Source organism: Paenibacillus sp. J22P277 (assembly GCF_059383675.1).
In genome coordinates this window covers 317,433-330,129 of sequence record NZ_JBXENS010000007.1, presented here as the reverse complement: position 1 = coordinate 330,129, position 12,697 = coordinate 317,433, and the positions used below count along the sequence as shown (strand labels likewise).

The window sequence follows — 12,697 nt, the reverse complement described above, 5'->3', positions numbered from 1 at the left end:
ATGAGTTTTACCGACATCATTAGGAGGCGATCAACAAAGTCACCCATTAGCCAATATCAGGAAAAGGATTGTAAGTTAGCCCCCCGATGCGGCCGGCGCGCCTGGAGATTTGATTTATTTCGATTCTTTAGTACAATGGTTTTATGACAACCGAAAAAATATTGCACGATGAGCACAGGGCCAGGATATTCAAGGCTTTGGCGGATGAAACGAGATTGGAAATGATAAGGAATCTTTACGCCAAGCAAAACGAGATGAATTGCGGAGAAGTGGGAGACATTCAAGGAATTTCCAAATCGAATACCTCGTATCATTTGCGTACGTTAAGGGAGGCGAAATTGATCAAGGTACGAAAAGACGCGCAAACGAGGTATATGAGCATCGATATAGAGACCTTTCAAACGTACTTACCCGGCTTTCTGGATACGTTGTAAAATTTTTTTGTTCTATAATTCAATATTCGTTGAACTATTGAACTGAAGCAAAGGGTGATGCCTAGGGGTTAAATTGAAAGCTTCTTTTTTTGTTCAGTAGTTCAATATTCGTTGAACTACAAAACTAACAGACAGAGGATGAGTCATTTGGGTAAGCTTACCGCTTTATTATTCATGATCATGTTTTTTATCGGCACGGATACGTTTCTGATCTCGCCGCTAATCCCTACGCTTCAGGAATTGTTCGATATCCCGACCGAAATTTCCGGTTGGATGGTGGGAGCCTATGCTTTGGGTTATGCCATATTCGCCTTGATCGCCGGACCGCTCTCCGATGGATGGGATCGCAAAAAAGTCATGTTTTACGGCATGCTTTGTTTTTCGGTCTCGACCGTTTTATGCGGCTTTGCCACAGGCTTTTGGTCGATGTTGGGATTCCGCTTTTTGGCTGGCATCAGCGCGGCCTTTACATCGCCTCAAGTCTGGGCTTCCATTCCGGTTTTGTTTCCGGCGGCCAAGAACGCCAAAGTACTCGGTATCGTCATGGCAGGCTTAGCTTCCGCCCAAGCGTTCGGGATTCCGATTGGCGGTCTGCTCGCTTCGACGCTTTGGTCATATCCTTTTTATGTCATCGGCGCATGTTCCTTGGCGGTATCGATTTTTATCTATTTCGCTTTGCCTTCGATGAAGCCGAACCACGACCAACGAACCAGGCTGCCGATCTTTAAAAGATATCTCCCGTTGTTGACCAGCAGAATCGCAAGAAGATCTTTCCTCGGTCATTTCTTGTTTAATTGCGGGTTCATGGCTGCCTTTGCGTTCATCGGAAAATCGATGACGGACCGCTTTGCGCTTTCGGTCGATCAGGTCGGGTACGTCATGTTTTTTCTGGGTTTAGGCAATCTGGTAGGAAGCTTTGCCGGTGCTTACGTGATTCAAAAGCTCAATCGTTTCAACACGTTGGCAGGAGGCTTTCTTCTCGCCGCCGCATGTTTTATCGTTTTGCCTTTCATGCCCTCGGTTGCAGCCTTCGATGGCGTATACTTCTTCGTTTTCATGAACATGGGGATTGCATTCCCGTTGATCATGGGGCTTCTGACTTCGCTGAATCCGTCGATTCGCGGCACGATCTCAAGCTTGGGCAATTCGATCATGTATGCGGCGACAACGCTCGGCTCTTGGCTGGCAGGCTTGATTTATGCGAACTTTAACGGTTTTGCCGGTGTCGCCGTATTTGCGGCGCTCTGCTTCGCCGGCGCGTTGTTCTATTTTGTATCAAGCGGGATTTTGACCAGTCAAACGGAAACCGGGAAAAAGCTTGCATCATAAAAACCTAACAATTATCAGAGGTGATATCATTGTCGACTTATTTACTCATTCACGGCGCGTGGCACGGATCTTGGTGTTGGGAGAACATGGTTCCCTTGCTGGAGAACGCCGGTCATCGCGTCATTGCGATTGATTTGCCTGGCCATGGAGAAGACCCAACCCCGGTATCGGACGTAACGCTCGACGCCTATACAAGTCGTGTGGTAGCTGCCATCGATGAACTTGATGAAGAGGTAATTCTGGTCGGACACAGCATGGGCGGGATCGTTGTATCCCAAACAGCCGAGTACCGTCCGAAACGCATTCGATCGCTCGTTTATTTAACCGCATTTCTATTGCAGAATGGCCAAAACATGCTCGTGGTTCCGCCTAACCCTGCTATGCGGGTCTCTGACGATGGCCGTACGATTACCGTTCCCGCGGACAAAGCGAAGGATATATTCTACAATCGTTGCCTGGATGAGGATGCAACCCGGGCAGCATCGCGGTTAAAGGTGCAATCGTTGCGTCCATTCGCGACGCCGCTTAGCCTAACGGAACAAAATTTCGGTCAAGTCCCGCGTTACTATATTGAAGGCGTTCGAGATCATGCCATACCCATCGAGTCGCAGAGGCTCATGCAAGCTGCATCTCCCTGCAAGGAAGTATTCTCGCTGGATACGGACCACTCGCCGTTTTATTCGACTCCCGAACAATTAGGTACCATCTTGATTAACATCGGGGGAAAATGAGCAGCTAAATGCCGTGGCCGCTTTTCTCGCAAGAGAGCGGCCACGGCAATTAGGTTTTATCGGGATTGGCCGTCCATGGCTTCCTCCGCGTTTCATTCTAACGTCTGGTTCCGGTTTCCATGAAATTGACTTGGACTTCTACATTCACGTTCATCGTCGGATAGCTGCGCATCCAGTCTGCTTCCTGCCAATTTTTATTTCGGCTTCTGGCGAAGTCACCTAAGCCCAGCGGATCGATCGCATGTTTTTGAAACGTTTTGACGAGTTCCGATTCTGCTTGGAAGAGCTGTTTTTCGAATCGTTTGTTCAGATTGCGAAGCTCCTCGTCCGATATCAGGTAGCCGTCCGCTTCTCTTATTTTGCAGTTCATCGACAGGCTGATCGCGACAGCGTCATTCTTCATCCGATACTTCACGGAGGACCCGACATTTTCAACGGCCATGTACGCTCCATCGTCAAGCCTCATATCAAAGATCCCTTGATTCATGTCCTGCAGCAGCAGTTTCATGAGCTTCGATTGGTTAAAATCCAGCGATGCCACGTACTTGTCGTTGCGGAATAATGCAGTGCCGGCAACTACGAGACGGCCATGCTGGATTTGAAGAAGAGGCAAGTAGGGGTCGAGCCCTTCTCCTACGAGGGAATACTCGAATTCATGCAGATTTTGACTGGGAAGAGCGCCATTTCGCGTGTTCGAATCAAGCAGATGGTAGATAAATATCCCTTTTTCTTCCTTCTTGCTAAAGTTCTGCTCCAGTAGGGTTTTGCCCTTTCCGTCCACTACCGCCAAGGACATCAAGCGCGAATAAACCGCGTTGCGCAGCAGGACGTCCAACTCCTTCGCGATCCCGCTCGAGGCTTTGTCGCTGCCGAACATTACGACCGAAAGCTTCCCGGTTTGTAAGGGCTTGTCCATTTGCGAACTCATGAATTCCCGGATCCCGGAACTTGTATGTCCTGTTTTCGAGTACATTTCATCCGATACGGTCTCGGGTTTTCCCGCTTGAAATTTGGGAACCGCCAATGTGATCTCGATCTGATCTTTGGATACTTCGTCATACGAGGCAACAATAAACAGGTGAACTCGATCCAGAATTTGTTGTTGTACGCATGCCGTCAATAACAGGATAATCGTCAACATCATGCAAACGGTCCGTTTCACTTCGTCTTCCTCGCCTTCGCTCTGAACATATCGAATAGGAAGAGCGCGGGGATGTAGCCAAAAATAACGCTGATCCCCGACATCCTGATCCAATATTGAACGACGTCGACGCCGATTCGATTCGGAATCGAACAGATTGCAATGAAAACCAAACCTAACAAGATCGGAAGAACGGTCACTTGTCTGATCGGGAACGTAAACTTCATGATCCGGCTGGAGGCCCAGATGCATAAACCAATGACGGGGAACAGTCGCAGCACCGTGGCGGATGCGCCGATAAATTCGAATCGTTCGACGAAAGGAAACTGGATGAAGCCATATTTGGTCAATCCAGGCCATATATCATGCGATAATTGTCCGGATTTGAAGCTTATTGCCCCGAAGATAACTTCCGTAACATAAAGCACGGTTATGGATAACGTCCCCCAATGCGCCCATTTTTGCGATTTTCTCGGCGTTTTAATAAACGGGTAGCAAAATAGGAGCATTTCTATGCCCGTGTACGAGACGGTCAATTCCTTTGCGGCTTTGAAAATATCTTTCGGCGAATGACTCATGGCAGGCAATAAGTTGTTGAAGTGAAAAAACGGGATCATGGCAAAAATCGTTGCAAAAAGAATGGTATTGAGCAGACTGAACATGCTGATGCCAACGATGACGCGAAAACTTCCCGCAATCATATAGTAGGCGATGAGCAGCAAGCTCAGTGCCAGCGACCACGTTTCCAGATCCGGAAACACCCAAACTTGGATGACTTCAATAAACAACCGGACTTGATAGACGCTTACGAACAGAAAATAGACCGAAAAGAGGAGGTTAAGCAGCAGGCCGATCCATTTACCGAACAACAGGATATGGATGTTTATCAGGTCCGTCCGATGACGGTTAAGAATGCGGTACATCATCGCAATGACGATATGGATGCCGAGCGAGCAAAGCAGGACGGCCATCCATGCGTCCTGTCCGGCAAGATGGATCGGCTTGACGGACACGAACAGAAAGTCGATTCCGAACAGCATGGCGTGGATGATGACGAACGTGAGATACGGAGAGACGGTATGGCGTTCTTGAATCTGCGAAGTCAACGTCAATCCCCCCGAACCCGTTATTCGTCAATGTCTTTTTTCAATGTCGACTTTCGTTTATCGTACCTGTCCGGATCCTTGGTTCTAAAGAACGCCGGCCGATGATGAAAAATGGAATACGGCGGACGGATCATCGTATCGGTTAAACTCTTCGGGCGTAATGGATAAAACGGAACCAGATACGGCATGCCGAGAGAAGTAAGGCGCAGCAGATGCGTAACCACGATGATGGCGCACAGGAAAATCCCGAGCAATCCCCACATCTGAGCAAAGAGGATAAACGGAAACCGAAGGATGCGTATGGTATTGCTCATCCGAAAAACAGGCGTCGTAAACGAAGCCATCGCCGACAAGGCCACGATGATGAGCAGGAAGTTGCTGGTCAGCGCAGCTTGAACCGCCGCGGTCCCGAGGACGATGCCTCCGACGATCCCGATCGTTTGCCCGATCTTGGACGGCAATCTCGCTCCCGCTTCCCGCAGCAGCTCGATGGCAAGCTCCATGATGAGGACCTCGACGACGGGAGGGAAAGGGACGTTGATTCGGGAGGCAATGATCGTGGGCAAAAACGTATTCGAGATCCCGTGACCGTGATACGTCAGGACGGCTACGTACATGGCCGAAGCTAATATCGAGAACATCACGGACGTTATGCGAATCATGCGAATAACCGATCCGATGATCCACGGCAAAAAATAATCCTCGTACGAGGTGAAGAAATGCTCGAACGTAACCGGACCGATAAGCGCATTCGGAGATCCGTCAACCAAGATGCAGATTTGACCGAGCGTCAAGCTCCACGTAATGCGATCCGTTCGTTCCGTTCCAAGCAACTGCGGAAAGATCGAGTTCGAGTTGTCCTCGATGATTTGTTGAATGATGGTAATATCCGTCACGGTATCGAACTGCATGTCCCCGACGCGTTGCAGGCAGGTTTGAATATATTGCTCGTTCGCGATCCCCTCGAGGTAACAAATCGCCACTCTCGACTTGGAGAGATCCCCGACTTGGAGTTCTTTTATCCGCAACGAGGCGACCGGGAGCCGCATGCGAATCAGATTCAAGTTCGTGTCCAACGACTCGACGAGCGCTTCTTTCGGACCTTCGACATTGAATTCGATTTCGGGTTTCGATACGACGCGCCCCTTCGACAAAGCGGCGTTCATCAGGATGGTTGCGGGGTTAGAAGGCTGCCCAATCGCCACGTACCCGCGCAGTAATTTGTTTCGAATCGCATTCCAGTCGGATGATCGTTCTTTTTCCGCGATCGGCATCGATTCAAATAGTTCATCGAATGAAAGTCCGGCGTTCTTGCTTACATAATCAAGAATTTGTTCGTTGAGAATATATAAATCCGTAATGGATTTGAAAAAACAAATCGAATAAGGCTTACCATGAATCGATTGATGAAGAAAAACGAAATCCGAGGATTCCCTGAATTCCTCCCACTCCTTGGGGATTGCAGGCATGTAAAATACTTCCTTTTCCTGTAACTTTGTGTATCATTATTCACTGTCAGCCGCTTCTTATACGTTCGCGATTCGGCTTGAAGCTGCTTCGTATATCCCATGACGGCCCCTCTCCTTATTCGAACGCGTACGGGAAATCGAAAGAAGGCAGCGGGTCGTTCGGCGGTGCCGCTCAACCCGCTGCCTTCGCGTCTTTAATCAGAGCCGCAGGACGGTTATTCGTTCTTCATTGAAAACGTCGCCGTTATCGCGAAAGCCGAAGCTTTCATAAAGCCTTTTGGCGGGCGCATTGTCGGCCTTGTAGGAGATCCAGCAGTACGTGGCGGGCCCTGCCGGAAAATGGCGGATGAATGCCAGGACTTCGACCATGGCTTCCCGGCCGTAGCCTCGATTCTGGTAACGCCGGTCAATCATCAGCCGCAGGATGCAATAGCCGTCGTCCGCGATGGACGGTACCTCGTATCCGGTGATGCGATGCGTGATCATCACGAACCCGACCGGTTGTTCATCCGCGTAGATGATAAACGGAAACGGGTGTCCCCCATTGGTCGCAAGGACATAACACGAGGCCACGCTCGATAGATTGGACGCCACGAAGCGGCGCTGCTCCTCGGAAACTTCCAGGTTAAACAAGGCACGCCGGTTGTCCAGCGTGATTTTTCCGAGCGTAATCATACGGTATTGCTCCCTTCCTCGTCGGTCTCCGATATCGGTGCGCGCAGCGGCCGCTTCGCTTACCTAACATACGATTTATCCCAAAAAAGGTATAGACTGACGTTGATTTTTTTTATACACGATTATGTATCCGTGGTTATTTTTGGATCGCCATTTCGGACATGACGAATGAACCGGCGCTTGAGCGTGCCGGTTTTATTTTTTTGTATAGGAGCGGGTGAACGCGAATTGAAGAGCCAATTTGCTGCCATGGACGGCCTTGCCGAAAGTGATTATAATGAGAGTCTAGTAAACTACGATCGCGGAATGGGGAATATAGATGTTACAAAAAGCAACGTTTGCGGGCGGCTGTTTCTGGTGCATGGTCAGTCCGTTCGAGGAACAGCCGGGCATTCACGGCATCCTGTCCGGCTATATGGGCGGCAGCGTGGAGAATCCTACGTACGAGCAAGTGCTTACGGGAGAAACCCGACATCTGGAAGTGGTGCAGATCACGTTTGATCCGGCGGTTTTCCCTTATGAAAAGCTGCTTGAACTATACTGGCCGCAGATCGATCCGACGGACGCCACCGGGCAGGGCAACGATCGCAAAAGCCAATATCGCGCGGCGATTTTATACCATAACGAAGAACAACGTTTGCTGGCGCTGAAGTCCAAAGAAGAGCTTGAACGGAGCGGACGGTTCGATAAACCGATCGTCACGGAGGTCGAAGCGGCTTCCGTCTTTTATCCGGCCGAAGACTATCACCAGGACTATCACCGGAAAAATCCGGCGCACTACGAAGAATCCAGAGAATCCTCCGGCCGCAACGCCATTATCGAGAAATACTGGCAATAAGCGAGCGCGGCATCGAGCGCGCGGTTCATCATGAAGAAAGGCGGCCAACGGAATCGTTGGCCGCCTTTCTTATGCTCTCGGATCGAATCATAGGACAAGCGGAAACGGAGCAAGGCCGGCAAACGATCGATCTGACCGGTTAAAGTTCGAATTTCACGCCGGTCAGTTGTTCGCTTAACGTCCACAGGCGCTCGGCGTCCTCGGCGTTCACTGCCCGTTCGAATACGCCGGGCGTGAACGGCGCGGACGTGATTTCCGCGATGTCCCCGTTCTCGCAATAAACGCCGCCCTTCCCGTCAAGCTGAGGATGGACCGCGCACCAGACGAGAATGGCCGCGCCTTCTTCGATCGTCTTGAATTCATCGCTGTACGCTAACAAGACGCGTTCCCCCTGCTCATTCAACGTACTGAACGCATTCAACTCGTCATCGGTCATATAGCGGCTCAAATTCGTGATGATCGTGCCCGGATGAACGGCAAAGGTCCGTACGCCGTGCGTTTTTCCGCGTTTGTCCATGGCCACGGCAAACAGCGAATTCGCCGTCTTCGATTGCGCGTACGCAGCCCACCTATCATAATCGCGCGCGTGGAAGTTGGGGTCTTCAAAATCAAAGCCGCCGAGCTGGTGCGCGAACGACGATACGGATACGATTCTCGCGCCTTCCGCCTTCTCGAGCGCCGGCCATAGCCGCGCGGTTAGCTGAAAATGGCCCAAATGATTCGTCGCAAGCTGGGATTCAAATCCCCGCGAATCGCGAACCAGCGGAGTCGCCATGATGCCTGCGGAATTGATCAGGATATGCAAAGGCCGGCCGGTAGCGAGGAAACGTTCGGCAAACGCATCGATGGACGCGGGATCCATGAGCTCCAATCGTTCCAGCTCCACGCCCGGAACCGCGTTTAAGGCTGCCTGCGCTTTCTCGGGCGTGCGGGCGGGCACGATAACCGTTGCTCCGGCAGAGGAAAGCGCCTTGACCGCTTCCAGGCCAAGCCCGGCATAGCCGCCCGTAACGATAGCGATCTTGCCGGTCAGGTCCTGGCCGCCCAAGGCTTCCTTGGCGGTCGTTCTAGGCCCGAAGCCCGTTCGAAGCGGAGTTTGAAGCGCGATATGATTCTGAGTCGTCATGTGGTAACCTCCAGGGATGATTGTGCAATAGCACATAACGACTATACATTAGTAAGTACCGCTAAACAACTCAGTATCTTAAAACAATTTAAATTCTTAACATCCATGCAATGCCAGGGAAACGATGAAACGAATCGTAAGCATGCTGCTGCTTAAAATCACCATTCGGATCATTCGTTCATCCGATCGGGCTTACTGCTGCTCGTATCTCGCGCGCGCAACCTCACGCCGGCTGCTCGGCTTCTTCTTCCTCGCTATCCGCCTTCGACTCCTCGCCCTGCCACAGCAGCTGCATTTCCGTGCTGGTCGCGAGCAGCTCGGACAGCGAGCCCTCGGCTTCGACCCGTCCGTCCTTCATCACGAGAATGTGGTCGGCCCGCGCCAGCGCCGCTCGGCGATGGGACACCGCGATGCAGGTCACGTCCCGTTCCCGGAACAGCCGCTCCCACAGCACCTTCTCCGTCTCGACGTCCAGCGCGCTGGACAGATCGTCGAAGAGGAAGACGTCCGACTGCGTCATGAGCATCCGGGCCGTGGCGGCACGCTGAATCTGTCCGCCGGAGAGCATGACGCCGCGGGGACCGACGAACGTCTCGAGCCCGTTATCCAACGTTCGAAGATCCTGCTCCATGACGGCCAAGCGAATGACGCGGTCCATCGCGTCCGGCGGAACCGCGCTGCCTTGCGTAATGTTCTCCCCGAGCGTGTCGCTGAACAGCCGCGGGACTTGGGGCGTATAGGACGTGCGCGGCGGCTGGAAGTAGGCAGCCGGATCTTCGATCAACCGCCCGTTCCACTGGATCGTCCCTTCCGATTTCGGCAGAAGCCCGAGGAGCGTGCGGACGAGCGTCGATTTGCCCGAACCGATCCGGCCGGTCACGACCAGGAACTTGCCGCGCTCCAGCCGGAAGCCGACGTCCCGGATCCCGTTCTCCGAGTTCGGGTACGCATAGGATAAGCCCCGCACCTCCAAGCTTTGCAATCTCTCGTCCGCGCTCGCGGTCGGAGCCTCGGTCTCCGGGGGATCGCCGTACAGGTGGATCTCGCTATGTTCCGCGATGCGGTCTTCCTCGCCCGGACGAAACAGAACCCGCATCCGATCGAGCGCAACGCGCAGCCGTTTGTGCTGGAAGACCATATAGCCGAACAGGGAAACGCTGAACGCGAACGTGCTCAGGTAGGACGTGAAGAGCGCGATATCGCCGACGGTGAAGCGCCCCGCCTTCATCTCCGCGGCGCACATCAGGAGGATGACGCCCATGCAGATGCTGAGCACATGCTGGTTGAGCGATCGCATCCACTGCCTGAACAGGTTATCGCGCAGGGCCGCCTTCCGGCGGCTCTCGTTCAGCTGGAGGAACCGGTTCAGCACGTGGTCCTCCGCCCGCCCGAGCTTCACGGCCTGCACCGCGCCGAACGTCTCCGCGATGAAGCCGGTGATCCGGCCGGTCGCTTCCCGGTTCATCCGGGAATACCGTCTCGCCCGGTTGCCGGAAAGGTTGTTAAACAGCGTGACGACGACGAGCGGGAGAATGGCCACGATCGTGATCTGCCAATTGATGCGGGCCATGATCGCGATGCAGGCGACCGCGTAGATTACGCGGCCCCAGAAATCGACCCAGGACTCCACGTATTCGACCACTTCGTCCACGTCCTCCCGGAAACGGGTCATCGCTTCCCCGGGCGAGGCCGGCAAATTGCGTCCGGGCCAGCGCATGATCCCCGCCAGCATATTGCGGCGCAGAACGGCTTGGAGGTGATAGATGTACGTCACCCATTTGAAAAAAGCGATAAAAAACAGGCCGACTCTGGAGAACCGGATCAACGCGACGACGATCAGCGGCACCGCGAGCCATACGTAATCGTGCGACTGGGTCGTCGCCCGGTCGAAGAACCATTTCATGCCGAGCCCGATGCCGACGGGCATGGCGTGGAAGCCGCCCCATAGCAGGGCATTGACGAGATATAACAGGGGGTTGTAACGAAACAGTTTCCCCATGAATTGCGTGACGGTCATGCTAATTCCTCCTGTCGGTCGGCTCGCAGCAGCCGCGCGTATTCCGATGACGGATCTTGCGCCAGCGCGGCTCGCGGGCCGAACTCGATGATGCGTCCCTGACGCAGCACCATGATTTTGTCGACTTGGTCCAGCGTGGCCAGGCGGTGGGCGATCACGATCCCCGTGCACCGCTCCAGCAGTTGATCGACGGCCGTCTGCAGGGTCGCCTCCGTCGCGGCGTCCAGCCGCGAGGAAGGTTCGTCGAGGATAACGAGGCTCGGCTGGGTCAGGAACACCCGCGTCAGCGCGAACAGCTGCGCTTCCCCCGCGGAGAGCGACGCGCCTCCGGCGGAGAGGCGCGCATCCAGCCCTTCGGGCATCGCCTCGATCCACGGGCGCAGTCCGAGCCGTTCGGTCGTCTCGAGGATCGTTTCGTCCGAGAGCCGCGGATTGAACAGCGTCAGATTATCGCGGAGCGTGCCGTCGAACAGCTGCACGTCCTGCGTGACCATGCCGACCCTGCGATACAGCGACTCCAGGCGCAGGGAACGGATATCCGCCCCGCCTACCCGAATGGCGCCGCTGTCCAAATTATACAGGCGGAGCAGCAGCCGGCTGATGCTCGACTTGCCGCTGCCGGTCCTCCCGATCAGGCCCAGCCGTTCACCCGGCTTCAGCTTGAAGCTGATGTCGTGCAGAATGCGCTGATCCTCGTTGTAACCGAAGTTCACCCGCTCGAACGACACGGACAGCGGACCTTGCGGCAGCTCGTCGCCGTCGCCGTCCGCGATCTCGCTTCGCAGCGAGAGCAGCTCCCGCGCGCGGCGCATGCCGGACTTGGCCTTCTGAAATTCCTGCAATTGATCGCCGAGCTGTTCGATCGGGTCGTTCAGCATCTGGGTGTATTGAAAAAAGAGAAATAGCATGCCGAGCGTGATGTTTCCTTGCAGATACATGCGGACGCTGAGCAGCAGCACGATCGTGACGGTGACCGTGAACATCGCGACCGTGACGTTCCAAGGCATGACCCGGAGCATCCAAGCCTTGCGGCCGGACAGGAATACCGATCGCATCGCCCGATGGTACCGATTCATCAGGCGCGGCACCCCGCCGTTCGCCTGCACGTCTTCGATGCCCGCGATCCGCTCCTCGATCAGGCCGAAGAGGGAGGCGTTCGCTTGGCGCTCCGATTGGGAGGCCTTTACGCCCAGGTCGCGGATTCGGAACATGACGCCGATGGACAGGCAGGTGAAGGCCGTCATCGTCGCGGCGATCGTCCAGTCGTAGACGAACATATAGCCGAGAATGCCCGCGAGCAGGACGAAGCTGCCCACGATCTTGGCGATGAACATCGCGAAGAAGTTCGACATGTTGGTGACGTCTCCGTCGATGCGTTCGATCATCTCGCCCGGCGTCTTGACGTTGTGGAACCGCATATCGAGCCGCAGGACGTGCTTGAGCAGGTTGGCCCGAATCTGGTTGGTGGCCCGCCAGGCGACGTCGTTCCCCAGATAGTCGACCGATACCGTGAACAATTGATTGAGCACGGCCACGGCGAGATACAGCCCCGCCAGCGACAACAGGCCGGAGACGCTTCCCGAGCCGGTCGCCTGGTCGATGAACCGCTGGACGATCTGCGGGTTCAAGAGCTGCAGCGCGGTCGTCGCCAGCAGCAACAGCAGCAGCGCGAGCATCCGCCATTTGACGGGACGCAGGTATTGAAGAAGCCAGGACATGGATTGTTTCGGATCGCGGTTGGATTGCGGTTCGCTTTTTTGTGTTTGCGGCATGGCAGAGGAGAGCCCCTTTCTGAATTAAGCAATCGCGGCGTGACCGTGACCGTGCAGGC

11 protein-coding genes are annotated in these 12,697 nt (G+C 54.2%); 4 read left to right on the top strand and 7 right to left on the bottom strand.

Annotated features, from left to right (window positions below; translation table 11 throughout):
- Positions 1 to 143: 143 nt before the first annotated feature.
- The 3 genes from AC50YL_RS25410 to AC50YL_RS25400 all read left to right on the top strand — a co-directional run bounded on the left by AC50YL_RS25410 (position 144) and on the right by AC50YL_RS25400 (position 2,494).
- Positions 144 to 434, top strand: coding sequence for an ArsR/SmtB family transcription factor (locus AC50YL_RS25410; RefSeq protein ID WP_494835655.1), 291 nt, complete (start codon positions 144 to 146; stop codon positions 432 to 434).
- 147 nt (positions 435 to 581) lie between these two features.
- Entirely contained in the window at positions 582 to 1,763 is a 1,182-nt protein-coding gene (locus AC50YL_RS25405; protein WP_494835654.1) for an MFS transporter, read from the top strand.
- Between the two features lie 20 nt (positions 1,764 to 1,783).
- Positions 1,784 to 2,494: an alpha/beta fold hydrolase gene (locus AC50YL_RS25400; protein ID WP_494835653.1), complete on the top strand. Its 711-nt coding sequence runs from the start codon at positions 1,784 to 1,786 to the stop codon at positions 2,492 to 2,494.
- A gap of 97 nt (positions 2,495 to 2,591) precedes the next feature.
- Here AC50YL_RS25400 and AC50YL_RS25395 read toward each other — a convergent pair whose 3' ends face one another.
- The 4 genes from AC50YL_RS25395 to AC50YL_RS25380 form a co-directional block, all read right to left on the bottom strand.
- On the bottom strand, positions 2,592 to 3,656 hold the full coding sequence (locus AC50YL_RS25395) for a Ger(x)C family spore germination protein (RefSeq protein WP_494835652.1): 1,065 nt from the start codon (positions 3,654 to 3,656) through the stop codon (positions 2,592 to 2,594).
- Positions 3,653 to 4,741 carry a GerAB/ArcD/ProY family transporter gene (locus AC50YL_RS25390; RefSeq protein ID WP_494835651.1) on the bottom strand — a complete coding sequence of 363 codons (1,089 nt, stop codon included), beginning with the start codon at positions 4,739 to 4,741 and terminating at the stop codon, positions 3,653 to 3,655. Before AC50YL_RS25390 ends, AC50YL_RS25395 begins: the two co-directional genes overlap by 4 nt.
- A 20-nt stretch (positions 4,742 to 4,761) precedes the next feature.
- Positions 4,762 to 6,210, bottom strand: coding sequence for a spore germination protein (locus tag AC50YL_RS25385; RefSeq protein ID WP_494835650.1), 1,449 nt, complete (start codon positions 6,208 to 6,210; stop codon positions 4,762 to 4,764).
- Positions 6,211 to 6,408: 198 nt separating this feature from the next.
- The gene (locus AC50YL_RS25380) at positions 6,409 to 6,885 is read right to left on the bottom strand and encodes a GNAT family N-acetyltransferase (protein WP_494835648.1); all 477 of its coding nucleotides are present in this window, start codon (positions 6,883 to 6,885) and stop codon (positions 6,409 to 6,411) included.
- A 319-nt stretch (positions 6,886 to 7,204) separates the two neighbouring features.
- Here AC50YL_RS25380 and msrA point away from each other — a divergent pair, with 319 nt between their 5' ends.
- The gene (msrA, locus tag AC50YL_RS25375) at positions 7,205 to 7,723 is read left to right on the top strand and encodes a peptide-methionine (S)-S-oxide reductase MsrA (protein WP_494835646.1); all 519 of its coding nucleotides are present in this window, start codon (positions 7,205 to 7,207) and stop codon (positions 7,721 to 7,723) included.
- Between the two features lie 139 nt (positions 7,724 to 7,862).
- Here the strand turns inward: msrA and AC50YL_RS25370 are convergent, their stop codons facing one another.
- The 3 genes from AC50YL_RS25370 to AC50YL_RS25360 all read right to left on the bottom strand — a co-directional run bounded on the left by AC50YL_RS25370 (position 7,863) and on the right by AC50YL_RS25360 (position 12,638).
- Positions 7,863 to 8,849 (bottom strand): SDR family NAD(P)-dependent oxidoreductase, encoded by a 987-nt coding sequence (locus AC50YL_RS25370; protein ID WP_494835645.1) that lies wholly within the window; start codon positions 8,847 to 8,849, stop codon positions 7,863 to 7,865.
- A 223-nt stretch (positions 8,850 to 9,072) separates the two neighbouring features.
- Positions 9,073 to 10,866 carry an ABC transporter ATP-binding protein gene (locus AC50YL_RS25365; RefSeq protein ID WP_494835644.1) on the bottom strand — a complete coding sequence of 598 codons (1,794 nt, stop codon included), beginning with the start codon at positions 10,864 to 10,866 and terminating at the stop codon, positions 9,073 to 9,075.
- On the bottom strand, positions 10,863 to 12,638 hold the full coding sequence (locus AC50YL_RS25360; protein WP_494835642.1) for an ABC transporter ATP-binding protein: 1,776 nt from the start codon (positions 12,636 to 12,638) through the stop codon (positions 10,863 to 10,865). The genes AC50YL_RS25365 and AC50YL_RS25360 overlap by 4 nt, the downstream gene beginning before the upstream one ends.
- Positions 12,639 to 12,697: the final 59 nt, after the last annotated feature.